This is a genomic window from Alkalibacterium sp. AK22 (assembly GCF_000585255.1).
In the GTDB taxonomy this organism is placed as follows: Bacteria; Bacillota; Bacilli; order Lactobacillales; family Carnobacteriaceae_A; genus Alkalibacterium.
Genome location: NZ_JANL01000041.1, coordinates 19,379 through 44,723, shown reverse-complemented (window position 1 = coordinate 44,723; position 25,345 = coordinate 19,379). Strand labels below are relative to the sequence as shown.

The following is a 25,345-nucleotide window of genomic DNA, read 5'->3' as shown; positions in this document are numbered from 1 at the left end:
TCTCTTTTATACCGCAGGGAGGCAAGCAGACCGTTCCTTATTTCCTTGTCGCTGATTTTTTGTGTTTTAAGTTTGCTTATGAATAGTGATTCGGGGCGCGAACATGGTACATTATTAAAATAACAAAGTGTTCAGGGAGGAATCAGTGTGACATCAGTGATGTGGTTTAGAAGAGATTTAAGACTAGAAGATAATATGGCGTTGAAACATGCCTTTGAAGAAGCAGACCGGCTATATATGGTTTTTCACGTGAATCCGGAACAGTTTCTGGAAGAAGGCTCCACCAATCAGGCCTCTTTTTTTAGTAGTGTGCAGACGCTGCGGGAGGAAATAGAAGAAAAGGGCGGCAAGCTGCATATTCTGAAAGGAGACTTGAAGGCGTGCTTTGAAAAGCTTTATGACGAGTTGGCTGACTGGACCGATGTCTATATCAACCGTGATGAAAAAGGATATGGGCTGGAACGGGACAAGATGATCGCGGCATTCTTTAAGGAAAAAAACATCAAGGCACACGGGTATTTCGATCATCATATGCATGCCTCAGGTGAAATCAAGACCAACTCCGGTACACCTTATCAGAAGTTCACGCCTTATTTTAGAAAATGGAAAGAACTGCAAAAACCCGAACCGGTCGAGGTATCCTTTGATGCTGATAAAGTCATGCAGCGTCCTGTGTTTACAGAAGACCGTGATTCGTTTGAAGCATTCTTGAGCCAGCAAAAAGAGCTCAAGGAGCTCAAGCAGGGCACACAAGCAGCCCACGACAGTCTGGATAATTTTATCGATGAGTATTTAAAAGACTATAAGGAAGCCAGAGATTTTCCGCTGAAAGACGCGACCAGCCACATGTCCCACCATTTACGCTCAGGGGAGATTTCGGTCCGGACTGTATACCACAAGGTCATGCAAGCGCCGCAATCAGAAGGCCGGGAGACCTATATACAGGAACTGGCTTGGCGTGATTTTTACAATATGGTATTTGCCGGCAATCCGGATCAGAAAGACACGGAGATCGACGAGAATTTCAGGAAAGTCCAGTGGGACAACAACGAAGACAACTTCAAAAAATGGACAGAGGGTCAGACTGGCTATCCAATTGTGGATGCGGCAATGAGACAGCTGAATCAGACCGGCTGGATGCACAACCGCCTGCGCATGATTACTGCTTCCTTCCTGATTAAAGATCTGCTGATTGACTGGAAGTGGGGCGAACGGTATTTTCAGGAAAAGCTGGTCGACTATGATGTCAGCAGTAATGTCGGAGGCTGGCAGTGGGCTGCATCGACGGGAACTGACGGGGTACCTTATTTCCGTGTCTTCAATCCCAATACCCAGTCTGAAAAGTACGACAAGGATGGAGATTTCATTCGTCAGTACGTACCCGAGCTGAAAAATATAACGAGTAAAAAAATTCATGATCCGTCCAAGTTGTCAGATGAAGAACAGGAAACATTCGGTGTACATTTGGGGGAAGACTATCCAAGACCGATTGTGGATCACAAGCAGAGTCGTGAGCTGGCTATTCAGGCGTATGAAGACAGTAAGAAAAAGGTTCAGGGAAGCAAGAGCTGAAAATGGGGTAAGGTAGAGAATCAGGCAGTTCAGGAGAGTTTGACCTTGTTTGACCTTTAGTGTATAATCTTTTTAGATTCACCATGAGCTTTAAGTATGCTACACTAATTAAGAATTGAATTTTAGGAGGAAAACACATGAATTTAGTACCTACAGTCATTGAACAGTCGCCACGTGGTGAACGTGCATATGACATTTATTCACGTCTGTTAAAAGACCGCATCATCATGCTGGGTGGACCGATTGACGATCAGGTTGCCAACTCAGTGATTGCACAGCTGCTTTTCCTGGATGCGCAGGATCCTGAAAAGGACATTTACCTTTACATTAACTCTCCAGGTGGAAGTGTCACGGCTGGCCTTGCCATTTACGATACAATGAACTTCATTAAAGCTGATGTTCAGACAATCGCTATCGGACTGGCTGCCTCAATGGGAAGCTTTTTGCTGGCTGCTGGTAAGAAAGGCAAGCGTTTTGCTCTGCCAAATGCGGAAGTCATGATCCACCAGCCACTGGGTGGAGCGCAGGGTCAGGCAACTGAAATCGAAATCGCAGCCAAGCATATCCTAAGAACACGCGACCGCTTGAACAAAATATTGGTTGAGCGTACAGGTCAGGAAATGGAAGTTATCGAAAGAGATACTGACCGTGACTTCTTTATGACAGCTGACGAAGCCAAGGATTATGGCTTAGTCGATTCTATCATGGATAGTTCGGCAGAACTGGGAAGCTGATTTAAAATCCGTATCCATTTAAAATATAAAGGCCCCTTGATTAGGTGTATAACGCATCTGGTCAAGGGCTTTTTGCTGTCCTGGCTTCAGGTGTGCACCTCTTTGCATTTTTATTCAAAAGGAACAGGTACCATGAATCACAAGTGAAAATAAATACAGTAGACCTGATTGTCAGTTTTGATGCCAGGTCTGCATGGTAGATATTGAAACGGGTACAAGAATTGAAGGGAAGTCTCGACGATTGGGCTGTAGTTAGATCTATCAGAAAGAAAACAAAGAGGTAGACTTGCCTAAGAGCTAGGTGTAATGGACCGGGCTAACGGCCTTTTCAGGTTAGTCAGCCAATATATAAATCACAAACTCGTATCATACGAAACAGCAGTAAATCAAGCACGGATAGTTAAAGCTTATCATTAGCCAGACGTTTTTCACAAAGGTATAATGAATGTTGCAGGGATTAACTAAGGAGGAAACAATGAATACAGAGCAAATTAACAGCGAAGCAGTTAATCAGACGGTCGGTTTTCACTTGGGACAGGCAGACGCGCCTGTTAAAACAGTTGAATTTATCAACCTCAGATGTCCATACTGCAAAGAGTGGTGGGACAAATCCGGCCAGGTTCTGGATCCTTATGTATCGAACGGTCAGGTCCAGCGAATCGTAAAGCTGTTTGACAAGGACAAGCCAGGATTGAGAAAGGGGAATATCCTCCACACTTATTTGGATTATGAGGACAGGAAACGCGCAGCTGAGGATCTGAATTATTACATGCATCACTTTAACGATTGGGCTGCTTTGCCGGATCAGGATCTATCCGTTTTTGCAGAGACACAGCGTCAGGCACGAAAGCAGGACAACCGCAGTCAATCCGAAGCCATTGTCCAGGAAGCAGCAGAAGCCAACGTGCGTTTAGTACCGACAATTTTTATCGGGGAGCATGTTTTTGATGAACATATATCGGTAGAAGAACTGAGAGATATCGTAGAAAACAAGCTGAAACACTAAGCCTGTCGGCCCTAGAAAGACTCGTGCAAGATTTAGCAGCGGGTCTGGAGGGTAAAATAGATAAAAAAAAGCAGGGGCATGCGTTGGGCGTAAAAAGTCCCGCCTAATTCTTTTTTTGGGTTGAAATCTGCCCCGCTTCTTGATACACTGTAATAGAACGTGCTAAGGAAGTTCATTAAGTAAAAAGTTTAATACAATTTAGATTTGTGTCAGGGAAGGTGCCGTTTCGTTATGCTGTCAGTTATTGAAAAAGTAGCACCGGGCACACTTCATATATTGAAGAAACGGTTTTATATCCTGAGTCACATACAGAAGTCTGGTCCGATCGGTCGCAGGACACTGGCCGAGCGTCTAGGCTTTACGGAACGTGTGCTGAGAAAAGAAGTTGAGGTCCTGAGAAGTCAGGGGCTGATCAAAATTTCCAGTCAGGGTATGGAGTGTACCCCTACGGGAATCACGGTTTTTTACCAGCTAGAAGAGCTCATGGGCCAGCATGTTCAGTCGCAGGAAAAGGAAGCCCGCTTGGCCAACAAGCTGGGAATTCAGCACTGCACGATTGTCATTGGCAACTCTGATAAGGATATTGCGAGCCTAGTCGATATGGCTCGGGCGACAACAGAAGTGTTGGACTTCCTGCTGCCTGAAGGCAAGAGTACCATTGCTGTCATGGGGGGGACAACGATGCTTGAAGTGGCTGAGGTCATGACCCAGCAGATCGGTATGCACCGGGAACTGCTGTTTGTACCGGCACGTGGGGGACTTGGAGAATCGGTTGATATTCAGGCCAACGCCATTGCCGAAAGCATGGCCAGAAAGACCGGCGGTAAAAGCAGAGCCCTCTACGCACCTGAACATGTGCGGTTGGAGACCTATTCGCTGCTTCTTGAAGAACCTGAAATTAAGGAAACAATTGAAATACTGGAAAATGCGACGCTTGTCTTATATAGTATAGGTAGCGCGCTTGAAATGGCTCAGCGAAGAGGACTGGAAGAAGAGACGATGAAACAGCTGATTGAAAAAAGTGCTGTTGCGGAAGCGTTCGGTGAATTTATCGATCCAGCCGGGGACATTGTATTCAAACTTTCCCGTATCGGTCTGCAGTCATCCAAGCTGCCAAGCATTCCGCATGTTGTAGCCGTAGCCGGTGGACGCAAAAAAGCTACCGCTATCAAGGCGCACATGAAAACTGTCCCTCCGCACACATGGTTAGTGACGGATGAGGCAGCCGCAAACGAGATTTTAAATGGGGGAAACCCTTTAAAATAAAAATTTTTTATTTCCTAAGGAGGAAATTAAGTTATGTCAGTAAAAGTTGCAATTAATGGTTTTGGTCGTATTGGTCGTTTAGCACTACGCCGTATCCTGGAAATCGATACAGAATTGGAAGTCGTGGCAATTAACGATTTGACAAGTAACGAAGACTTGGCTTACCTACTGAAATATGATACTGCTCAAGGTCGTTTCCCGCACGATGTAGACGTCAAAGGTGACGCACTTGTAGTCGGCGGAAAAGAAATCAAATCTTTCGCTGAAAAAGATGCAAGCAAACTGCCATGGGGAGACCTGGACATCGACATCGTTCTTGAATGTACTGGTTTCTACGTATCTAAAGAAGCTTCTCAAGCACACGTAGATGCAGGAGCTAAACGTGTACTGATTTCTGCACCAGCTAAAGGCGATCTTAAAACAATCGTTTACGGTGTAAACCACGACATTCTTGAGTCTGACGACCAGATTGTATCTGCTGCTTCATGTACGACAAACTGCTTGGCACCAATGGTAAACGTACTGAACACTGAGTACGGAATTAGCCGTGGACTAATGAGCACTATCCACGCTTACACTGCAACTCAGGCAATGCAGGATGCACCAGGCGGACGTAAAAACCGTGCCGGCGCAGCAAACGCGATTCCAGCTTCTACAGGAGCTGCTAAAGCAGTAGGTAAAGTTATTCCTGAAGTTAACGGACTAATCGACGGAACAGCTGTACGTATCCCAACTATCACAGGTTCAATGGTTGAACTGTATTCTGTACTGAAAAAAGACGTAACAGTTGAAGAAGTAAATGCAGCAATGGAGAAAGCTTCATCAAGCGCATACCTGTACACTGAAGACGAAATCGTCTCTTCAGACGTTATTGGCGTACCTGCAGGGTCAATCTTCGATGCAACACAAACAAAAATCATGGACAGCGAAGACGGTCAGCTTGTCAAGACTGTAGCTTGGTACGACAACGAGTACGGCTTCACTGGAAACATGGTATCAACTCTGGAGTACTTCGCAGGATTATAAGCAACAATCCAGCACAAGCCTCCAAAGCTTGACTCAATAATGAAACAGTAATAAATAAGCGGGGGAGCATATACTCTACTATTTAAAGAACAAAGCGGAATTGCGAAAGCAAGACATTCAGGCCTGTTCAATTTAAATATAGGGAATCGCGCTTCCCCCTTTTTTTGTGGACACGAACACCTTGCTACTCCAATATATTTTTCTATCCAGAAAGGTAGGATCCATTCATGGCAAAGAAGACAGTTAAAGATTTAGAGTTGAACGGCAAAAAAGTATTAGTGCGTGCAGATTTCAATGTACCGATGAAAGACGGAAAAATCTCGAACGACAACCGTATTCAGGCAGCTTTACCAACACTTGAATACATCCTGGAGCAAAACGGAAAGCTGATCGTCTTTTCTCACCTAGGACGTGTAAAGACCGAAGAAGATAAAGCGGGTCTTTCCATGCAGCCTGTAGCTGAACGTTTAGGTGAACTGTTAGGAAAAGACGTCACATTCGTCGCGCAGACACGTGGAGAAGAACTAGAAAAAGCAGTAGCTGAGCTAGCTGACGGCGAAGTGCTGATGTTTGAAAATACACGTTTCGAAGATGTAGATGGCAAGAAAGAAAGCAAGAACGATCCTGAATTAGGTAAATACTGGGCAAGCCTGGGTGACGTGTATGTCAACGACGCATTCGGTACTGCTCACCGTGCGCACGCTTCAAACGTGGGTATCGCCTCAAATCTTGAATCTGCAGCCGGTTTCCTGGTTGAAAAAGAGATCAACTTTATTGGTGGAGCAGTGGATGAGCCTAAGCGTCCATTTGTCGCGATTCTTGGTGGAGCGAAAGTTTCCGACAAGATTGGTGTTATTGAAAACCTGATTGCTAAAGCAGACAAAGTGCTTGTCGGTGGAGGCATGACCTATACCTTCTACAAGGCACTGGGACATGACATCGGCAACTCGCTAGTCGAGGAAGACAAAGTATCTTTGGCTAAAGAATTGATTGACAAAGCCGAAGATAAACTGGTACTGCCAGTCGACTCTGTGGTAGCAGCTGAATTCTCCAACGATGTAGACACCGATATCGTCGGAGAAAACATTCCTGAAGGTAAAATGGGTCTGGACATCGGACCAAAAACAGTTGAACTGTTTGAAAATGAGCTGAAAAATGCCAAGACAGTTGTCTGGAACGGACCGATGGGCGTGTTTGAAATGTCAAACTTTGCTCAAGGGACAGTCAAAGTCTGTGAAGCACTGGCTAAACTGCAGGATGCAACAACCATTATTGGTGGGGGAGACTCCGCGACCGCTGCCCAGCAGTTAGGTTTTGAAGAAGACTTCAGTCACATCTCAACAGGTGGCGGAGCCTCACTGGAATACCTAGAAGGTAAAGAACTACCTGGTATTGCAGCTATCTCAGACAAATAATACAGTTGAAATTTTTCAAGACGGTCTGGCTGGATCGGGTGTACAGAAAACCCGATCCGTCTAAGACGTTTAATTGACGAAACAGTAAGGTAACCCTTACTGACTCAAATAAGTAGAAAGAAGGATGAGAGCATGCGTAAACCGATTATTGCCGGAAACTGGAAAATGAACAAAACGTCTACAGAAGCAGCAAGCTTTATTGATGGAGTATTGGGTAAAATCCCAGCTTCAGATAAAGTAGATGCTGTTATTGGTGCACCCAGCCTGTTTCTTCAGAGCCTGATTGACTTGACTGTCGATACAGACCTTAAAATTGCAGCTCAGAACTGCTACTTTGAAGATGAAGGAGCCTTCACAGGCGAAATCAGCCCGAAAGCTCTTCAGGATATTGGTGCTGCTTACGTCATTATCGGACACTCCGAGCGTCGTGAGCTGTTCCATGAAACAGACGAAGAAATCAATAAAAAAGCGCACGCCGTAATTAAGCACAACATGGTGCCGATTATCTGTGTAGGAGAAACACTGGAACAAAAAGAAGCAGGACAAACGAATACGCTTGTTGCTGACCAAGTTAAAGCAGCACTTGCCGGGCTGTCTGGTGACCAAGTCAAGGATGTCGTGATCGCGTACGAGCCAATCTGGGCAATCGGAACAGGCAAAACAGCGACAGCTGAAGATGCCAACGATACGATTTCCGTTGTGCGTCAAACCGTTGCAAGCATCTATTCTCAGGATGTTGCGGATGCTGTCCGTATTCAGTACGGGGGGTCAGTTAAGCCAGCGAATATCAAAGAGCTGATGGCTCAGCCTGATATCGACGGCGCACTGGTTGGAGGAGCAAGCCTGGAAGCTGATTCCTTCCTGCAATTACTGGAGGCGGCTGAATAACATGAGTAAAGCACCTGTAGCCATCATTATCCTTGATGGATTCGGATGGCGCGAAGAAGAATACGGGAATGCCGTTGCACAGGCAAACAAGCCGAATTTTGACCGCTACTGGAATGAATTCCCGCACAGCACCATGCAGGCTTCCGGTCTGGCTGTCGGCCTTCCGGAAGGTCAGATGGGAAACTCTGAAGTCGGACACACCAACATTGGTGCCGGCCGTGTTGTGTACCAGAGCATTACGCGTATCGATAAAGCTATTGAAGACGGGGAATTTGAAACCAATGAAGCCTTTAACGGTGCAATCGATCATGTGAAAAAACATGGTTCGGCATTGCATTTGTTTGGACTGGTTTCAGACGGCGGCGTGCATAGCCACCAGCGTCATCTGACGGCCCTGATTGAAACAGCCAAGAAAAAGGGAGTCGACAAAGTCTACATCCACGCCTTTACTGACGGCCGTGATGTGGCACCTGATTCAGGGGAACGCTTTATTGAAGAGCTGCAGACCATCGTCACTGATTTGGGTGTAGGAGAGATTGCTACGATTTCCGGCCGTTTCTTTGCCATGGACAGAGATACACGCTGGGCTAGAGTTAAGCGCGCCTATGATGCCATTGTCCACGGTGAAGGGGCCAAGGCAATAGATCCAGTTAAAGCCATGAAGGACAGCTACAAGCAGGAAGTGATGGATGAATTCGTCGAGCCGGTTGTTATCGAAAAAGACGGGCAACCTACAGCAACTGTATCAGACAATGATGCTGTACTGTTCTTCAACTTCAGACCGGACCGTGCCATCGAGCTGTCCCGTGCACTGACAGAACCTGACTTTGATGATTTTGATCGCGGAGAAAGACCGTCAAACGTCAAGTTTGTAACCTTCACTCAGTATACGGCAGATATGGACGCGGACATTATGTTCCCGCCCACACTAATGAAAAATGTGATTGGCCAAGTCTTGTCTGACAACGGCTTAAAACAGCTGCGTATCGCTGAAACAGAAAAGTACCCGCACGTGACGTTCTTCATGAATGGCGGAACAAACGACGAATTCCCGGGAGAGAAGCGTATCCTGATCCCGTCACCGCAAGTGGAGACGTATGATCTGAAACCTGAAATGAGTGCTTATGAAGTAACAGATGCGCTCGTTGAAGACATTCAAAACGATCAGCATGATGCCATCATCTTGAACTATGCGAACCCGGACATGGTTGGTCACTCGGGTATGCTTGACAAGACAGTCGAAGCTATCGAGGCCGTTGATGAAAACCTGGGACGCGTCGTTGATCTGATCCATGAAAAAGGCGGATCGGTGATCATCTTTGCCGACCACGGCAATGCCGACACAGAACTGACTCCAGAAGGTAGCCCGCATACGGCGCACACGACAGTGCCTGTACCGGTAATCGTTACGAAAAAAGGTGTGACCTTGAGAAACGACGGTAAGCTTGCCGATGTGGCTCCAACCATGCTTGATCTGCTAGGGCTAGATAAGCCAGCAGAAATGACTGGAGAAAGCCTGATCCAACACTAATGATTTTAAACTGTTCCATTTAAGGAACGATTAAAATAAACTAACCCTAATTTTCCCGAAACGGGAGAAGACAATCAAAGGAGAGAATATTAATGCCATTTATTACAGATGTACTAGCACGCGAAGTTCTTGATTCACGTGGTAACCCAACAATCGAAGTCGAAGTCATTACAGAATCAGGTGCTTTCGGACGCGGAATGGTTCCTTCAGGAGCTTCGACCGGTGAACACGAAGCCGTTGAACTGCGTGACGGCGATAAAGACCGTTACCTGGGTAAAGGTGTTTCTAAAGCTGTTGAAAACGTAAACGACACTATCGCTGATGCAATCATTGGTATGGATGTCCGTGACCAGATGGGTATTGACAAAGCGTTGATCGAACTTGACGGTACAGACAACAAAGGTAAATTAGGTGCCAATGCCATCCTGGGCGTTTCTATCGCTGTTGCACGTGCAGCTGCTGATTACCTGGATATGCCGCTTTACCGTTACCTTGGTGGAACAAACACCAAAGTCTTGCCTACACCAATGATGAACATTGTTAACGGTGGATCTCACTCAGACGCACCGATTGCATTCCAGGAATTCATGGTATTGCCAGTTGGAGCGCCAACCTTTAAAGAAGCACTGCGTTGGGGAGCAGAAATCTTCCACGCACTGAAAGCGATTTTGAAAGACCGTGGTCTGGAAACTTCAGTTGGTGACGAAGGTGGATTTGCGCCTAAGTTTGAAGGAACTGAAGACGGTGTTGAAACCATTCTTGAAGCCATCAAAAAAGTTGGACTTGAGCCTGGTAAAGATGTCTACCTAGGATTTGACTGTGCAGCAGCTGAATTCTATGAAGACGGCGTATACAACTATGCTAAATTTGAAGGTGAAAACGGTGCTAAGCGTACAGCAGAGCAGCAAGTAGATTACCTTGAAGAACTAGTAAGCAAGTACCCAATCATCTCTATTGAAGATGGAATGGATGAAAACGACTGGGATGGATGGAAACTATTAACTGAGCGCCTAGGCAACAAAATTCAGCTGGTAGGAGACGACCTGTTCGTTACAAACACTAAGATTCTTGAACGTGGAATCAAAAACGACACAGCCAACTCTATTCTGATCAAAGTTAACCAAATCGGTACATTGACAGAAACCTTCAATGCAATCGAAATGGCTAAAAAAGCTGGCTACACTGCTGTCATTTCACACCGTTCTGGTGAAACTGAAGATGCAACGATTTCAGACATCTCAGTAGCACTGAACGCCGGTCAAATCAAGACAGGTTCCCTGTCACGTACCGACCGTATTGCGAAGTACAACCAGCTTCTAAGAATCGAAGACCAGCTTGGCGATCAAGCAGTCTACGAAGGCCTGGACGCTTTCTACAACCTAGCAAACAAGTAAGCACAATAAGGTGAACTGATTTTGATCGGTTCTCTGAGCCCCGCAAGCCATTCGTATGGCCTGCGGGGCTTTTTTTTTTAGTTTAGACAGTATCTGGTTAGAAGGCTCGATGAAATGAGGCTATCTTTTCAAGACACTCTCCTATAAAATGAAAATAAGATCAGGCATATATTCTGGAGGTTAAAATATGATAGAAACTGTAGAGCGTAAACAGTGGCTCCGTGCACTAATGCTGATGGTCTTCTTTCTTGGAAGTGCTTCGGTAGTTGGTATTCTTTTTGATTTAATAGGGTTTCCTGAAACGAATATTGTGATTATTTATCTGTTTTCTGTGATCCTCATTTCCCGGTTCACCCTTGGATATGCCTATGGTATTACAGCCAGTATTACTGCGACCCTACTGTTCAATTATCTCTTTACGGTTCCGTACTACACACTGACTGTAGACAATCCGAGCTACTTTATCACTTTTGGCGTTATGGTGACGACAGCTGTGATCACCAGTGCATTAACGATCCGTACCAATCAGAACAAGCAGCATGCGGAAGAAAGAGAGAAAGAGGCTAAAGCCCTGTACAGTCTGACTAGTCGTCTCACAGACGCTGTGGATATTAGCCAGATTATCAGTATATCCATTCATATAATTAGTGAAGTTTTAGATTGCCAAGCCGCTTGTGTGCCGTTTGACCATAAGGGTGAGCCGGCACCGTTTTTCTTGCAGGAAGTTGGTGCAAACAAGCAAGTGAAAATAGAGCTGAAAGAACCACAGGAGTTGAAAGATCAAATACTCAATTTGCGAAATGGATATGATGCCAGTTCTGAAGACTTTCATGATTGGCCTATATATGGACAAGACCATATTCTGGGCGTCATGAGAATTCCTACAGAAAATGCTAGAGCACTGGACCATACGCACAAGCGACTGTTATTGTCTATGATTGAAAATACCGCCTTGGCTATGGAAAGAGTTTACTTGGCTGAAGAAAGACTGAAATCCAGGGAGGAAACCACTCAGGAAAGACACCGGGGAAATTTATTAAGGGGGATTTCCCATGATTTGCGCACACCACTGTCGGGGATCATGGCTACATCGGAAATGCTAAAGGAGATGACAGATTCCGAGGATAGCCGCTATAGCATGATGGAAGCCATCAATAACGATGCCATCTGGCTTCATTCGCTGGTTGAAAATGTGCTTAGCTTGACCAAGCTTCAGGATGGCAGACTGATTTTGAAAAAAGAGAAAGAAGCTTTAGAGGAAATTATTGACGAAGCGGTCAGACAAATCAAAAAGCGTTCTCCCAATCAGCGGATTACAGTGAGCATGCCTAATGAGCTCATCCTTATTCCTATGGACAGTAAACTGATCATGCAGGTGTTTATCAATCTGCTTGAAAATGCTATCAAGCATAATCCATCGGCTGCACCTGTTGATATAGAGGTACAAAAAGATTCAGAGGCCAAAGAAGTCACTGTATCGATCAGCGATCAGGGGCAGGGCATAGACGAAAATGATCTGGAGAATATCTTTCAGCCTTTTTATACGTCCAGCTCAAAACATGCTGATGCCTATAACCGCACAGGGCTTGGCTTGGCCATTTGTGATTCGGTCATCAAAGCCCACGGTGGTCAAATTGAAGCACGGAACAAAAAAGATAAGGGAGCTGAACTGATTTTTACACTCCCTCTGGAAGGTGAACCTAATGGGAAAGCTGAATGAAACGGTCCTCATTGTTGAAGATGATCCTCAAATCAGGAATTTTCTTTGCTACACATTAAAAAAAGAAGCGTTCAATTTTCACTCTACAGGCAATGCTCAAGGAGCCTTGAATATCTTGGTATCTGAGCAGATTGATCTGGTAATCCTGGATCTGGGCCTGCCGGATTTTGATGGATTGAAGGTTATTGAAAAATTGAGAGAGTGGTCAGATATTCCTGTCATTATTGTGTCCGCCCGTGACCAGGACAAGGAAAAAGCGCACGCGCTCGATTTGGGTGCTGATGACTATTTGACTAAGCCCTTTTCTGCTACAGAGCTGCTGGCCAGGATACGTGTAGCCTTTCGTCATTATTTCAGAACCGCTTCTGAGCAGAACAAGCCGGTTGTCACTGTTGGAGACTTGACGATTGACTTCGACAAAAGAGTCGTCACTCTGGCCGGGGAAATCATTCACACAACACCAATGGAATACAAGCTCCTGTCTTTATTCTTTAAGAATATCGGAAAAGTACTGACAGCAAGTTTCATTATCAGTCATGTCTGGGGAACCGCTTATGGCGAAGATACGCAGGCTCTAAGAACCATGATGGCCGGACTCAGAAGAAAAATAGAAGATAATCCTGCTCAGCCTCGATACATTATCACTGAAATAGGGGTAGGTTACAGGCTGGTTGAAGATTAGAAGAGCATCACCCCACAAGAGAAACGCTATTTTAAGTCCAGGCACTCCGGTCCGACTTTGGTAGCGTTTCTCTTGTGGGGTCTTTTTTTTTACGAAAAAATCTGAGACCTGTCACGCATGATTGTCCCTTCCTCACACCATCCTCACATCCACTGTCTATGGCTCACACCATCCTCACAGGTCCTGGAGTATGCTCTATATATAGAGAAGAACAGATTGAGGAGGGAAGAACATGAAGTCACTGGTTGGTCATGATGAGAAGCATCAGCTGAACACTCTTTGTAAGGAGGTAGAGCGCTTATTCAAAGACAAGCAGTATGAGCTTTGTCTGGAACGAGCTACCCTGGCTGTCGGACAATATCCGCATGCTGCCGAGCCGCATAATCTTCTAGGGGTTCTGTTAGAAGCAAAAGGAATGAAAGCAGAAGCAATGAAACATTACCGGGCGGCGATTGCACTGGAACCGGGCTATCGTCCGGCCAGAGAGAATCTTTACCGGAATGGGGACCTGAGCAATAATAGCCAGAGATATTCATTTAAGTGAAACAGGAGGAGAGCGTTATGAAGTTATTTAGCAGTGAAAAAGAATATACATTAATTATTGGTTCGGGACGCCTGGGTGCTAGCCTGGCTAATGATCTCTCAGAACAAGGGGGAAATGTTATTGTCGTGGACAAAGACAAGTCATCCTTTAGGAAATTGTCACCTTCTTTTGGGGGATTAACAGTAATTGGAGATGCGACCAATTTAAATGTACTGAATGAAGCTCAAATAAAAAAGGCCAAGACCGTTATTGTGGTGACAAACGATGACAATGTAAATATTATGATTTCCCAGATGGCTTCCAAGTTGTTCGATAAGCAGAAAGTCATTTCAAGACTATATGATCCAGACCGGAAAAGCGTCTATGAAGGGTTCCATATCGACCTGATCTACCCAGCGATTCTGTCAGTCAATGAAATTAACCGCCTGCTGCAGGCATAAAAAAGGAGAGAGAATGACGATGAAAAAGCATATATTACTCATAGGAGGATACAACAAGACCCTAGCCTTAAGTAATTCACTGATCAAAAAAGGGTATCAGGTTACTGCAGTCAATAAAAACTACCAGCACTGCCAGAAGCTGGCGGAAATCAACCGGCTGGGAGTAATATTTGGAGACGGGACCAAGCCGTATATACTTGAAGAAGCCAAAGTGCATACGGTGGATATAGCAATCGCTTTGACCCAGAAAGATGAAATCAACCTGGTCATATGTGAACTGTGCAAAAAAAAGTTTCATGTCAATAAAACAGTGACACTGATTGATGATCCTAAAAAAGTGGATTTCTTTTACAGTATGGGAGTCGATTCAGTTGTGTCAGCAATCAATGCGATAACCAATATCATCGAACAGCAGGCCTTGCTTGATCAGATCACGACAGTTATCCCTGCAGGAGCAGGACGCATTAGTATAACTGAAGTAGTAATTCCGGAATCAGCTGAGACCGTTGGCAAAAAGCTGATGGAAATCGACTTGCCGACAGATGTAATTATCGGCTGCATCATCCGTGAAGGAAAAGGTCTAGTCCCAAGAGGAGACACACGCATTCAGTCAGGAGATGAGCTGATCCTGATTTCATCTGACCATCAGGAACAGGCTACAAAACAACTGATAGGTGATGAGTAAAATGAAAACTAAATTTAAAGAACTACACAATATCGGAAAGCTGATGATTTTGATTGGAGGTCTCCTTGCGGTTCCTGTAGTCATGGTACCCTTTTACCCTGATGACACAGTCTATCTCGGAGCCTTCCTGGTACCATCCTTTGTTTCGATTGCCTTGGGACTGATAGTGGGTATCCTGTTCAGGCATAAAAATGATGAAATCCAGTTTCAGTATAATTCACAGGACGGAAGCCTGACGGTACTGTTTGCGTGGTTTTACGGCTTTCTGCTGGGAGCTTTTCCCTTTGTGCTTTCAGGACAGCTGACCTTTTTGCAGGGTCTTTACGAATCAGTCAGTGGCTGGACAACGACAGGCCTTTCAGTTATGGATGTCACACAGACTTCACCGACTTTTCTCTTTTACCGCAGCTTCATGCAGTTTTGTGGGGGGCTTGGATTCATCATGATGATGATCATGATTATTCAGGGAAAAGACTCCATGAGTTTATACAATGCCGAAGGACACCCGGACCGTCTAATGCCCAACATCAAGAAAACAGCACAGGTTATATTCCAGATATACAGCCTGTTTCTGGTTATAGGGACTTTGATCTACATTGTCCTGGGGATGCCGTTTTTTGACAGTCTGCTGCATACGATGTCCGCTTTGTCTACAGGAGGATTTTCGACTCGAGCAGACAGTATAGGAGCTTTTGACAGTCCTGCCATTGAGGCGTTCACCATTGTTCTGATGATTATCGGAACAACCAATTTTGCGGTGCTGATGCTACTGACCAAGCGGAAATTCGACCGAATCTTCAAGGTCAGTGAGCTTCGTTTTCTTGGGATTCTCCTGCTGATTTTTGTTCCGATCATTTCTATTTCTCTATTCCAGGGGATGTACTTGAGCCTAGGTGATAGTATCCGCCATTCGCTTTTTAATATTGTGTCCGCTCTTTCAACGACAGGGTATTCAACGATGGGATATGAAAACTGGCCCGCAGGAAGTATTGGAATTATGATTGTCATGATGATCATCGGAGGTGGACTGGGATCAACAGCCGGTGGACTGAAGTTGACACGGGTGTACCTTATGATTCGCATTCTTGGTTTCAATATCTACAAGCGATTGTCCAGCCAGCGTAAAGTCAGCCTGTCATACTACGGCACTGCCCAAGGCAAACGCTCGATCGACACGGACCTGATTTCAGATACAATCGGCTTTATTGCCTTGTATCTGATGATTCTGACTACTGGTGGACTGCTGATTACCTGGACTTCAGGCGCGAGTCTAACGGAATCGATGTTTGAATTCGCCTCATCACTGGGAACGGTCGGCCTGTCGATTGGCTTAACTGGCCCGACAACCGATGGGGGAACACTGATTGTTCAAATGATCGGCATGATCCTTGGTCGACTGGAAATCTTTATTGTTCTGATCGGTATATACTCTGGAGCAGCTTCTGTTCGTTACAAACTGCGAGAGGCGACCCAGTAAATCTATTGCTATAGGAACAGCACCGGAGTATACTTTCTCCAGTGCTGTTTTAATTATGGGATATACTGGCTTTCACATAAGTAAAGTGTAAGCAGAAGATTGCGAAAAATGATCAACAGAGAGTACTTGAATCAGGTTCAGTGATGAATGAACCAGGCGGATGTCTCACCAGTGAATCATGGGTCAATCCGGACTGGAAATACTGATTTGCTTATGGTATATTATAAAATAGGAGATTTGTCAGAAGGAGGTACGTTCTTAATGTATGAAATTTTGTTAACGGTTATGCTTATACTTTCTATATTCATTATCATTGTTATTGCCATGCAGCCAACAAAAACGCAAAGTGCATCCAATGCCTTTATGGGCGGAGCGAGTCAATTATTTGGAAAACAAAAAGCAAGAGGCTTTGAAGCCGTGCTGATCAAGACAACGGTGGTCAGCCTGATCCTGTTCTTTGTTCTCTCTTTCCTGTTGACCCGATTCTTTTAATTAAACTCAAGCTGATCTTAGTACTCCTGTTCTCTCTTGTCGCAATAAGCTCCGGGCTTATTGTGCTTGGAAATAGGGGTACTTTTTTATTGCCTGTGAGGTTTGGGAGTTGTATTTCGGTACAAAAAGCGGATAAATTAAGGTAGAATGAAGAAGAGACTGAAAGGGGATAATATGAAAGATCAATCACTGTTTTATCAAAAAGGAAAGAAGGCGGTTCTATTGTTTCATGCCTTCACCAGTAATCCTAAAGATATGCTGAGCTTAGGGCGGGCTCTGGAGAGAGAAGGCTATACAGTATATGCACCAGTTTTTTCTGGTCATGGAACCACTGACCCGGATGATCTGTTCGATTATTCAGTTGAAGACTGGGTCCAGGACGGTAAGGAAGCACTAGCTTTTTTAAAGGGAAAAGGCTATGAGCAGGTTGCGGCTTTAGGTTTGTCCCTCGGAGGAGTGGTCGCTACTGATCTCCTCTTAAATGAAGAAGTACTGGGTGGAGGCATCTTTGCCTCTCCAGTCGTTTCTGAATACGAAACCAGTGTCGCCGGCCATTTTATGGTCTGGTATAACAATATGAAAGAAAAAGCGGGTCTGGACCAGGACGAACGGGAGCGAATCGAACCGGAAGCCCGTCAAAAGGTCAATGCGATTCTTAAAGGGGTCAATCGTCATGTAGCGAGGATGGAAGAAGACTACAGTGGCTTAAAGAAAAAAGTGTTTATTGCCCAGGGTGGCAAAGACAATATGATAAATGAACAGTCTGGCAAGAAATTTAAAGAAAAACTGACGAACGCGCAGGTCGATTTTCACTACTATGAAGAAGGTCCGCACGTTCTCACAACCGGCAAGATAGGTAAAGAGTTGCAGCAGGATGTGCTGGCTTACCTGTCAAGCCTAGAATGGAGTGTTTAAATGAGTTCTGAGAAAGACATGGAAAAAGAAAAAGGCATATTGAAAAAACAGATCATCCAGTTTATGGAAGAACAGGAAGGTCAGGCGGTAGAAGTCAGCGACATCAGCAAGGGGCTCGGCAGATCAGGTTCCAAAGCGTTTAAAGAGATGGTCAAGGCCATCGCCCAGCTGGAAAGAGAAGAAAAAATGGTCCTGCTGCCAAGCGGAAAATTTAAGCTGACCGGTGGATCAACGGCCATGCAGGGACGCTTCAGCGGAAACGAAAGAGGCTTCGGCTTTGTATCGATCGACGAATATGAATCAGATATTTTTATTCCGCCCACTGAGACCCGATCAGCTTTAAATGGTGATCTGGTCAAAGTAGAAGTGACACAGGAATCCATCCCGAGCCAGGACAAAGGCCCAGCCGGCAGAGTCATTGAAATTCTTGAACGCGGGACGACGGTTGTGTTTGGTGAATTTCAGCCTTACACGGATGATGAAGTGGAAGAAATGAATCTTTACGGCTTTATCACGCCCCATAATCAGAAACTGCCGAATGTACTGGTCAAGATTGAAGCAAAAGGTATCCGCCCGGCAGCCGGCAGTATCGTACAGGTCGAGTTGACCCAGTACAATGATACGCAAGCAGGGACTGACCTCAAGGGAATCGTGACAAATACCATCGGACACAAGGACGAACCGGGAATCGAAATCCTGACGATTGTTCACAAATATGATATCCCGACAGAATTCCCGGAAGCCGTGATCCAGGAAGCGGACGCGGTGCCGGACACAATTGCCGAAGAAGAGACAAAAGGACGCAAGGATTTCCGAGATGAAATGATCATCACGATTGACGGAGCCGATGCGAAAGACTTAGATGATGCCGTTCAGGTCAAGAAGTTGGATAACGGAAACTACTACTTGGGTGTGCATATTGCCGATGTCAGTCACTATGTGACAGAAGACAGTGCCATGGACCAAGAAGCCCTGGAGCGCGGAACCAGTGTTTACCTGACCGACCGGGTTATTCCGATGCTGCCTCAGAGGCTGTCAAACGGTATCTGCTCGCTTCATCCGCACGTGGACCGACTGACTCTGTCCTGTGAAATGGAAATCGACCGAAGCGGTAACGTAGTGGACTATACAATCAGTCCGAGCATCATCAATTCACACCACCGCATGACTTATGCAGCAGTCAATCAGATCCTGATGGACAAGGACGAAGAGGTCAGAGAAGAGTACAGCGAAATCACTGACATGCTGGAACAGATGGAAGAGCTGCACCATATTCTTGAAAAAAGAAGAGAACAAAGAGGATCAATCGACTTTGATACAAGAGAAGCGAAAATCGAAGTCGATCCACAGGGCATGCCTGTAGATATTCTTCTGAGAGAGCGTGGAGTCGGAGAGCGCCTGATTGAATCCTTCATGCTCGAAGCCAATGAAACAGTATCCGAGCACTTTGCAACGCGCCGCCTGCCGATCCTTTACCGGATTCATGACCGGCCGGATGAAGGCAAGATGCAGCGGTTCATTGAATTTGTCTCAAGTTTTGGAATTGAGGTCAAAGGGACCAAGGATACAATCAGTCCGCTTCTGCTTCAGGATATTTTGAACAAGGTTAAAGGAAAACCGGAAGAGGGCGTCATCAGTATGCTGCTGCTCAGATCAATGCAGCAGGCCAAGTATGATGTGGAACCGATTGGACACTACGGTCTAGCGGCCGACTTTTATTCACACTTCACGTCCCCGATCAGACGGTATCCTGACCTGATTCTGCATCGTCTAATCCACTACTATACCGAAGTGGACAGCTCTCAAAAAGCAGTCAACCGATGGGCAGCTAAGTTGCCGGATATTGCCGAGCACAGTTCCGTTACGGAAAGACGGGCCGTAGATGCAGAACGTGAGACAGACGAACTAAAGAAAACAGAGTACATGCTGAGCAAACTGGGTGAAACTTTCGAAGGTGTTGTAACTTCGGTAACCAACTTTGGTATGTTTGTCCAGCTTGACAATTCAGTTGAAGGCCTGATCCATATGTCGAACCTGAACGATGATTACTATGAATTCATTGAACGAGATCTGCTGCTAGTGGGTCGACGCACAGGTAAGATCTTCCGCATCGGCCAGACCGTCACAATCAAGGTGATCGGGGCCGATACAGATAACTACAAGATTGATTTTGAGCTGGTTCCGGATGAGTCTCAGGAAACCGTCAAACAGAAGGGCGACGCTAAAAAGTCCAAAAAAGGACGTTTCCGTAAACGTACGGTAGACCGTAAAAAAGGCAAGGACGGCAAAAAGGAAAAAGCGGGCAGTCAGAGCCAGGACCAAAAAGGGCGCTTTAAGCGCAGAAACAAGTCGGATGACAGCCAGACCAAAAACCGGAAAAAAGGACGCAGGAAAACAAAGAAATCCGGTAAAAAACGCAAATAAAAAGGGGGAGTAACATGCCTAAAGGTGAAGGCAAGTTGATTGCCCAGAACAGAAAGGCGCGCTATGAATATTCGATACTGGATACCATCGAAGCGGGGATCGTTCTCAAAGGAACAGAAATTAAGTCGATCCGTGCCGGTCGTATCAATTTAAAGGACGGCTATGCCAGTATCAGAGATGGTGAAATCTGGCTGTATAATGTTCATATTTCGCCTTTTGAGCAGGGGAATCAGTTCAATCATGATCCTGTCAGACCGAGAAAGCTGCTAATGAAGAAAAAGCAGATTGACAGTTTGACTGGAGAAATAAAGCAGGGTGGGATCACTCTAGTTCCTTTAAAAGTCTATATCAAGAACGGCTTTGCCAAGGTACTGATCGGACTGGCCAAAGGGAAGAAGCAGTATGATAAGCGGGAGACCATCAAGCGCCGTGATCAGGACCGTCAAGTCAGACGCGCACTGAAAGAAAATTATTAAAATGACACAGACACGTGCTGAATGAGCGTTCAGCACGTGTTTTTATGTGTTTGGGGCATTCTCTGTCGAATAAGTCCAATCAATTTGATAGAATGGAAGAAGACGACTGATGAAAGTGAGGAGCGACAATGGCTAACAATGGTGTAACAATCTATTTTGTAAGGCACGGGGAAACGTACTTCAACTATTATGGACAAATGCAGGGGTGGAGCAATACACCGCTGACTGAACACGGAAAAGAGGATGTCAGACGCTGTGGGCGCGGTCTGAAAGGGGTAACGTTTGACGCTGTCTACACCAGTGATCTCTCACGGACCCAGGAAACAGCCTCTCTGATCCTTCAGGAAAATGGACAGTTCGATACGATGAATATGATTCAGATGCCCGAATTCCGGGAAGTGTTCTTTGGATCGATGGAAGGCTGGTATGGATCCGATGCCTACGCGAAAATCCGTGACTATCTGGGTTATGAAACCACTAAAGAGATGTTCATAAATACGGATGTTGCTGAACGCATGAATGCCTTTCATGCCGCAGACCCTGAAAAGCATGCGGAAGACTTTATGATGTTCTGGTCCAGGGTGGAACAGGGTCTCTTAAAACTGATTGACAAGCATCGGGATAGTGGAGAGACGATTCTGCTGGTTGCTCACGGAGGAACAATCCGTTACATTCTGGAAAACTTGATCCCGGATTTGACTGAAACTAAATCGCTGCTAAATGCCAGTGTCTCCGTAGCTCGTTACGACGAAGGTCTGTATCATCTGGAAAAATATAATGATGTGTCCCACTTCACTGACGCAGACGACTAGTCGACTGTAGCTGTACACAACCCTATATAATTCATCAGAGCTTCTGTTCTTATTGCCTGTCTTCTGACAGATAGGCAGCAAAGACAGGAAGCTCTATTTTTTATATATAAAGAAAAACTGAACAGATAGAGTTGGCTCTATGAGATTATCATAGGCAAACATTTAAGAACCCTTAATTATTTTCATGCAATTTTCTGAAAACAAAACTTTTTATGTGATATAATGAGCATGTTAGTGAAAAGAAAACACATATACATTGTGATTAAGGGGATGTAGACATGTTAAACAAAGAACAATACTCATTTAAGGACTATCTCAATAAAGTCCTGGCTGGAACAGCCAGCGGCATTGTGATCGGGTTAATCGCAAATGCCATTTTAGGCGGAATCTTCAAGGCACTGATACCATACGGATCGATTTTTCAGACATTGGCGACCGTCGTTTCTACCATGCAGTTTATTACACCGGCCCTGATTGGTGTGCTCGTAGCGAATCAGTTCAAGCTGAATGCCATGCAGAGTGTAATCATCGGGGCAGGGACCTTTCTCGGTTCAGGTGCTTATGCGGTGACAGAAGCCGGTATTACTCTTGTTGGTATTGGAGACCTGGTGAATGTCATGCTAATATCCGGTCTAGCAGTTTTCGCCACGCGTTTTCTTGAAGGCAAGCTGGGTTCTCTGAACCTGATCCTACTACCTATCCTCGTTGGAGGAGGAATTGGGACTGTCGGCCTGCTGACTCTTCCCTATGTGAGTCTGGTCACTTCAACTATCGGAAGCATCATCAATACCTTCACGACACTTCAGCCGCTGCTGATGGCCATTCTAATTGCCGTCGCCTTCTCAGTGCTGATTATTTCACCCATTTCAACTGTAGCGATCGGGATTGCCATCGGCATCACCGGCCTAGGAGCTGGGGCTGCTGCGGTGGGCATTACCGCCTGTACCGCTGTACTGGTTGTCGGGTCTAAAAGAGTCAATGAAAAAGGAACAACGCTGGCCATTCTGCTTGGAGCCATGAAAATGATGATGCCTAACTTAGTGAGACATCCAAGAATCGTTGTACCAATCATCATTAATGCCATCCTTTCGGGTATGGGGGCTTACCTTTTCAACATTCAAGGACTGCCGCAGACGTCCGGTTTTGGTATCGTCGGCTTGGTCGGACCAATCCAGGCTGTTGAAATGGGTGCGCCACTCTGGACAGTTATTATCGCATACTTCGTGTTGCCGTTTGGTGGGGCTGTATTGATCGACATATTACTGAACAAAATGCTCAAAGTCTATGAACATGATATTTTCAAATTTGTACCAGCAGCCAATTAATTAAAGGAGAATTAAACGATATGAAAATAGCAATTGCAGGATCAGGAGCACTGGGATGCGGGTTTGGATACTTGCTGCAAAAAAATGGCGAGTCTGTGACCTTGCTGGACAACTGGGGCAAGCACATCGAGGCTATCGCTTCTCAAGGGCTTAAGATAACAGTCAACAGAGTTGAAGCAACGGAAAATATGGCTATCTGCAGACCCCATGAAGCAACTGAGACCATGGATGTAATCTTTGTATTTACAAAGGCCATGGGTCTGGAAGCGATGATGGAAAGTATTCGTCATCTGATCGGCAAACAGACCCAAATTGTCTGCTTGCTGAATGGTCTGGGACATTTAGAGACCTTACAAAAGTTTGTAGATAAAAAGCAAATCATCATGGGGACCACAGTCTGGACAGCGGGGATTGATGCTCCCGGCGTGACACATTTCAATGGTCAGGGACCGGTGGAGCTGCAGAACAGCCATCCCGATGAAAAAGACAGTGCTCAAAAGATTGTCCAGATGCTGCAGGACAGCGGCCTGAACGGTGTTTACAGTGAGAATGTCAACTTTACAACTTGGAGAAAAGCCTGTGTCAACGGGACGATGAATGCGCTGTGTGCACTGCTTGATGCAACAATCGAAAAAGTATTTCAGTCTTCAACGATTGACTCCATGCTCAATGGCATCGTCTCCGAGTTTTCGCAGGCAGCCAAGCTGCAGGACGACGTTGAGCTGGATGTGGAAGAAACAGTCCGCTACCTGAAGGCGGTCGCTGAAAAAGTGGGGGCACACTATCCGTCCATGTATCAGGATCTGGCTAACAAACGGCCGACCGAGATTGACTTCCTGAACGGTGCAGTGGCTCAGGCTTCAGTGAAACTAGGATTTCAGGCTCCCTACTGTCAGAAAATCACTGACCTGATCCATGCAAAAGAGGATATTTTAGGCATCAGAGAACTTCCAAAATTTTCACGGACATCTCCTGTCTGCTGATTCCAGTTATTAGTATCAGTCAGTTCAGTAAAACAATTAGCATGCACCCTGAGTGGAAAAGTTCGATTCACTCATGGTGCATTTTTCTATGCTTCAGACAACTCATGGTCGTATTTGTTATGAGCAGTTTAAGCAAAAAGGCCCTTTAGTCAAGTGTATACCCAGCCAGCGCTGAGCTTGCCGAATAGGGATTTTTTGACCCAGCCAGTGCAGCTGACCGCATGAGAAAGCCGAAAGAGAGGCCTTCTTTTAAACATTACAGCTCTTGCGTTTACAGTCGGCTGATAAATGTCACAAAAAAGAAAAACCTTTAGCCGTCCTGTAATAAAGGCCCGTCAGTGGCGGGCTGATGCACTTGATTAATTTATAATGAGAGATAAACAGACTTAGTTTTAATTAAATCTCATTTTTCTCATGAAAATTGCTGGATTCGATGTACATTTATGATACAATCGTCACCAACACAAAAAAGCTGAGAGGCTATAGTTAAAGGGGAGTTATCATGGTAGAAACAAGGTCATACAGTTTCAAGGACTATTTGAATAAAGTACTAGCGGGGACAGCAAGCGGGATTGTAATCGGGCTCATTCCCAATGCCATTCTGGGCGGTATCTTCCAGGCTCTCGTACCTTATGCCTCGATATTTCAGACAATGGGTACAGTGGTGGAGACCATGCAGTTCTTGACACCGGTACTGATCGGTGTGCTGGTTGCGATGCAGTTCAAGCTGGATCCGATGCAGAGTACCGTCATTGGAGCCGGAACGTTCCTGGGGTCCGGTGCCTACACGGCTAGCGAGGCCGGGACCAGTCTCATCGGCATGGGAGACCTGGTCAATGTAATGCTGATGGCCGGAGCGGCTGTCTGGCTAACACACTGGCTGGATAGCCGCCTGGGGTCATTGAATCTTATTTTGCTGCCAATCCTGGTTGCTGGAGGAATCGGGACTTTGGGATGGCTGACATTGCCGCACGTCAGCCTCGTCACGCAATCAATCGGCAATCTGATTAACATCTTCACGACTTTGCAGCCGCTTTTAATGGCTGTCCTGATCACGGTAGCCTTCTCTTTAATCATTGTTTCGCCGGTCTCGACAGTAGCGATTGGTATCGCCGTTGGAATCAACGGACTGGGTGCCGGAGCAGCGGCTGTCGGAATCACAGCCTGTACAGCTGTTCTGGCCCTAGGTTCCAAGCGTGTCAATGAAAAAGGGACCACCCTGGCGATTTTGCTTGGAGCCATGAAGATGATGATGCCCAACGTGATCAAGCATCCGATGCTGGTGGCGCCAATCATTATCAATGCCATTATATCAGGTGTTGGCGTCTACATGCTGAACCTGCAGGGAGTCCCTGAAACAGCGGGTTTTGGAATCATCGGCCTGATTGGTCCAATCCAGGCTGCACAAATGGGTGCCCCCCCTGTGGGCCGTCATCATGGGATATTTTGTCATTCCATTTGGCGGAGCCTTGCTAGTTGATGTATTATTATATAAGGTACTGAAAATCTACGAAGATGAGATTTTCAAATTTGTACCG

At 45.7% G+C, this 25,345-nt stretch carries 23 protein-coding genes; all 23 read left to right on the top strand.

The features are described 5' to 3' along the window. Positions 1-147: 147 nt before the first annotated feature. The 23 genes from ADIAL_RS09390 (at position 148) to ADIAL_RS09280 (ending at position 25,287) form a co-directional block, all read left to right on the top strand. Entirely contained in the window at positions 148-1,572 is a 1,425-nt protein-coding gene (locus ADIAL_RS09390; RefSeq protein ID WP_197017796.1) for a cryptochrome/photolyase family protein, read from the top strand. Positions 1,573-1,709: 137 nt separating this feature from the next. Further along, positions 1,710-2,306 (top strand): ATP-dependent Clp endopeptidase proteolytic subunit ClpP, encoded by a 597-nt coding sequence (clpP, locus tag ADIAL_RS09385; RefSeq protein WP_034302910.1) that lies wholly within the window; start codon positions 1,710-1,712, stop codon positions 2,304-2,306. Positions 2,307-2,781: 475 nt separating this feature from the next. Further along, positions 2,782-3,312: a thioredoxin domain-containing protein gene (locus ADIAL_RS09380; RefSeq protein WP_034302908.1), complete on the top strand. Its 531-nt coding sequence runs from the start codon at positions 2,782-2,784 to the stop codon at positions 3,310-3,312. 231 nt (positions 3,313-3,543) lie between these two features. Continuing rightward, positions 3,544-4,578, top strand: a complete 1,035-nt coding sequence (locus ADIAL_RS09375) for a sugar-binding transcriptional regulator (RefSeq protein ID WP_034302906.1) — start codon at positions 3,544-3,546, stop codon at positions 4,576-4,578. Positions 4,579-4,611: 33 nt separating this feature from the next. Then, entirely contained in the window at positions 4,612-5,604 is a 993-nt protein-coding gene (gap, locus tag ADIAL_RS09370) for a type I glyceraldehyde-3-phosphate dehydrogenase (protein WP_034302904.1), read from the top strand. A 227-nt stretch (positions 5,605-5,831) separates the two neighbouring features. Continuing rightward, the gene (locus ADIAL_RS09365; protein WP_034302902.1) at positions 5,832-7,019 is read left to right on the top strand and encodes a phosphoglycerate kinase; all 1,188 of its coding nucleotides are present in this window, start codon (positions 5,832-5,834) and stop codon (positions 7,017-7,019) included. A gap of 132 nt (positions 7,020-7,151) precedes the next feature. Then, positions 7,152-7,907, top strand: coding sequence for a triose-phosphate isomerase (gene tpiA, locus ADIAL_RS09360; protein ID WP_034302900.1), 756 nt, complete (start codon positions 7,152-7,154; stop codon positions 7,905-7,907). A gap of 1 nt (position 7,908) precedes the next feature. Further along, on the top strand, positions 7,909-9,438 hold the full coding sequence (gene gpmI, locus ADIAL_RS09355; protein WP_034302898.1) for a 2,3-bisphosphoglycerate-independent phosphoglycerate mutase: 1,530 nt from the start codon (positions 7,909-7,911) through the stop codon (positions 9,436-9,438). A gap of 92 nt (positions 9,439-9,530) precedes the next feature. After that, a complete protein-coding gene (eno, locus tag ADIAL_RS09350; RefSeq protein WP_034302897.1) occupies positions 9,531-10,832 on the top strand; it encodes a phosphopyruvate hydratase in 1,302 nt (433 codons plus the stop codon). A 187-nt stretch (positions 10,833-11,019) separates the two neighbouring features. Further along, positions 11,020-12,552 carry an ATP-binding protein gene (locus ADIAL_RS09345; RefSeq protein WP_034302895.1) on the top strand — a complete coding sequence of 511 codons (1,533 nt, stop codon included), beginning with the start codon at positions 11,020-11,022 and terminating at the stop codon, positions 12,550-12,552. Continuing rightward, positions 12,536-13,234: a response regulator gene (locus ADIAL_RS09340; protein WP_034302893.1), complete on the top strand. Its 699-nt coding sequence runs from the start codon at positions 12,536-12,538 to the stop codon at positions 13,232-13,234. Before ADIAL_RS09345 ends, ADIAL_RS09340 begins: the two co-directional genes overlap by 17 nt. Positions 13,235-13,466: 232 nt before the next feature. Continuing rightward, positions 13,467-13,778, top strand: a complete 312-nt coding sequence (locus ADIAL_RS09335) for a hypothetical protein (protein WP_034302891.1) — start codon at positions 13,467-13,469, stop codon at positions 13,776-13,778. A 17-nt stretch (positions 13,779-13,795) separates the two neighbouring features. Then, entirely contained in the window at positions 13,796-14,218 is a 423-nt protein-coding gene (locus ADIAL_RS09330) for a potassium channel family protein (protein WP_034302890.1), read from the top strand. Between the two features lie 19 nt (positions 14,219-14,237). Further along, positions 14,238-14,903 (top strand): potassium channel family protein, encoded by a 666-nt coding sequence (locus ADIAL_RS09325; RefSeq protein WP_034302888.1) that lies wholly within the window; start codon positions 14,238-14,240, stop codon positions 14,901-14,903. 1 nt (position 14,904) lies between these two features. After that, positions 14,905-16,380, top strand: coding sequence for a TrkH family potassium uptake protein (locus ADIAL_RS09320; protein ID WP_034302886.1), 1,476 nt, complete (start codon positions 14,905-14,907; stop codon positions 16,378-16,380). A 261-nt stretch (positions 16,381-16,641) separates the two neighbouring features. Next, on the top strand, positions 16,642-16,872 hold the full coding sequence (gene secG / locus ADIAL_RS09315) for a preprotein translocase subunit SecG (RefSeq protein WP_034302884.1): 231 nt from the start codon (positions 16,642-16,644) through the stop codon (positions 16,870-16,872). A 174-nt stretch (positions 16,873-17,046) separates the two neighbouring features. After that, positions 17,047-17,787 carry an alpha/beta hydrolase gene (locus ADIAL_RS09310; protein WP_034302882.1) on the top strand — a complete coding sequence of 247 codons (741 nt, stop codon included), beginning with the start codon at positions 17,047-17,049 and terminating at the stop codon, positions 17,785-17,787. Next, positions 17,788-20,211, top strand: a complete 2,424-nt coding sequence (gene rnr, locus ADIAL_RS09305; protein ID WP_231492158.1) for a ribonuclease R — start codon at positions 17,788-17,790, stop codon at positions 20,209-20,211. It abuts the gene before it with no gap. A 14-nt stretch (positions 20,212-20,225) separates the two neighbouring features. Next, entirely contained in the window at positions 20,226-20,687 is a 462-nt protein-coding gene (smpB, locus tag ADIAL_RS09300) for an SsrA-binding protein SmpB (protein WP_034302880.1), read from the top strand. 128 nt (positions 20,688-20,815) lie between these two features. Then, on the top strand, positions 20,816-21,499 hold the full coding sequence (locus ADIAL_RS09295) for a histidine phosphatase family protein (RefSeq protein ID WP_034302878.1): 684 nt from the start codon (positions 20,816-20,818) through the stop codon (positions 21,497-21,499). Positions 21,500-21,777: 278 nt separating this feature from the next. Beyond that, entirely contained in the window at positions 21,778-22,824 is a 1,047-nt protein-coding gene (locus ADIAL_RS09290; RefSeq protein ID WP_034302876.1) for a PTS sugar transporter subunit IIC, read from the top strand. Between the two features lie 20 nt (positions 22,825-22,844). Further along, entirely contained in the window at positions 22,845-23,807 is a 963-nt protein-coding gene (locus ADIAL_RS09285) for a 2-dehydropantoate 2-reductase (protein WP_051503843.1), read from the top strand. A 502-nt stretch (positions 23,808-24,309) separates the two neighbouring features. Then, the gene (locus ADIAL_RS09280; RefSeq protein ID WP_231492156.1) at positions 24,310-25,287 is read left to right on the top strand and encodes a PTS sugar transporter subunit IIC; all 978 of its coding nucleotides are present in this window, start codon (positions 24,310-24,312) and stop codon (positions 25,285-25,287) included. Positions 25,288-25,345: the final 58 nt, after the last annotated feature.

What these genes read in the sequence shown, in the direction of transcription:
- clpP (WP_034302910.1), top strand. Translation starts at nt 1,710, where the DNA reads ATGAATTTAGTACCTACAGTCATTGAACAGTCGCCACGTGGTGAACGT.
- ADIAL_RS09320 (WP_034302886.1), top strand. Translation starts at nt 14,905, where the DNA reads ATGAAAACTAAATTTAAAGAACTACACAATATCGGAAAGCTGATGATT.
- ADIAL_RS09365 (WP_034302902.1), top strand. Translation starts at nt 5,832, where the DNA reads ATGGCAAAGAAGACAGTTAAAGATTTAGAGTTGAACGGCAAAAAAGTA.
- ADIAL_RS09285 (WP_051503843.1), top strand. Translation starts at nt 22,845, where the DNA reads ATGAAAATAGCAATTGCAGGATCAGGAGCACTGGGATGCGGGTTTGGA.
- ADIAL_RS09325 (WP_034302888.1), top strand. Translation starts at nt 14,238, where the DNA reads ATGAAAAAGCATATATTACTCATAGGAGGATACAACAAGACCCTAGCC.
- eno (WP_034302897.1), top strand. Translation starts at nt 9,531, where the DNA reads ATGCCATTTATTACAGATGTACTAGCACGCGAAGTTCTTGATTCACGT.
- ADIAL_RS09345 (WP_034302895.1), top strand. Translation starts at nt 11,020, where the DNA reads ATGATAGAAACTGTAGAGCGTAAACAGTGGCTCCGTGCACTAATGCTG.
- ADIAL_RS09310 (WP_034302882.1), top strand. Translation starts at nt 17,047, where the DNA reads ATGAAAGATCAATCACTGTTTTATCAAAAAGGAAAGAAGGCGGTTCTA.
- gpmI (WP_034302898.1), top strand. Translation starts at nt 7,909, where the DNA reads ATGAGTAAAGCACCTGTAGCCATCATTATCCTTGATGGATTCGGATGG.
- ADIAL_RS09380 (WP_034302908.1), top strand. Translation starts at nt 2,782, where the DNA reads ATGAATACAGAGCAAATTAACAGCGAAGCAGTTAATCAGACGGTCGGT.
- ADIAL_RS09375 (WP_034302906.1), top strand. Translation starts at nt 3,544, where the DNA reads ATGCTGTCAGTTATTGAAAAAGTAGCACCGGGCACACTTCATATATTG.
- secG (WP_034302884.1), top strand. Translation starts at nt 16,642, where the DNA reads ATGTATGAAATTTTGTTAACGGTTATGCTTATACTTTCTATATTCATT.
- ADIAL_RS09335 (WP_034302891.1), top strand. Translation starts at nt 13,467, where the DNA reads ATGAAGTCACTGGTTGGTCATGATGAGAAGCATCAGCTGAACACTCTT.
- smpB (WP_034302880.1), top strand. Translation starts at nt 20,226, where the DNA reads ATGCCTAAAGGTGAAGGCAAGTTGATTGCCCAGAACAGAAAGGCGCGC.
- ADIAL_RS09330 (WP_034302890.1), top strand. Translation starts at nt 13,796, where the DNA reads ATGAAGTTATTTAGCAGTGAAAAAGAATATACATTAATTATTGGTTCG.
- tpiA (WP_034302900.1), top strand. Translation starts at nt 7,152, where the DNA reads ATGCGTAAACCGATTATTGCCGGAAACTGGAAAATGAACAAAACGTCT.
- ADIAL_RS09295 (WP_034302878.1), top strand. Translation starts at nt 20,816, where the DNA reads ATGGCTAACAATGGTGTAACAATCTATTTTGTAAGGCACGGGGAAACG.
- ADIAL_RS09290 (WP_034302876.1), top strand. Translation starts at nt 21,778, where the DNA reads ATGTTAAACAAAGAACAATACTCATTTAAGGACTATCTCAATAAAGTC.
- rnr (WP_231492158.1), top strand. Translation starts at nt 17,788, where the DNA reads ATGAGTTCTGAGAAAGACATGGAAAAAGAAAAAGGCATATTGAAAAAA.
- ADIAL_RS09340 (WP_034302893.1), top strand. Translation starts at nt 12,536, where the DNA reads ATGGGAAAGCTGAATGAAACGGTCCTCATTGTTGAAGATGATCCTCAA.
- ADIAL_RS09280 (WP_231492156.1), top strand. Translation starts at nt 24,310, where the DNA reads ATGGTAGAAACAAGGTCATACAGTTTCAAGGACTATTTGAATAAAGTA.
- gap (WP_034302904.1), top strand. Translation starts at nt 4,612, where the DNA reads ATGTCAGTAAAAGTTGCAATTAATGGTTTTGGTCGTATTGGTCGTTTA.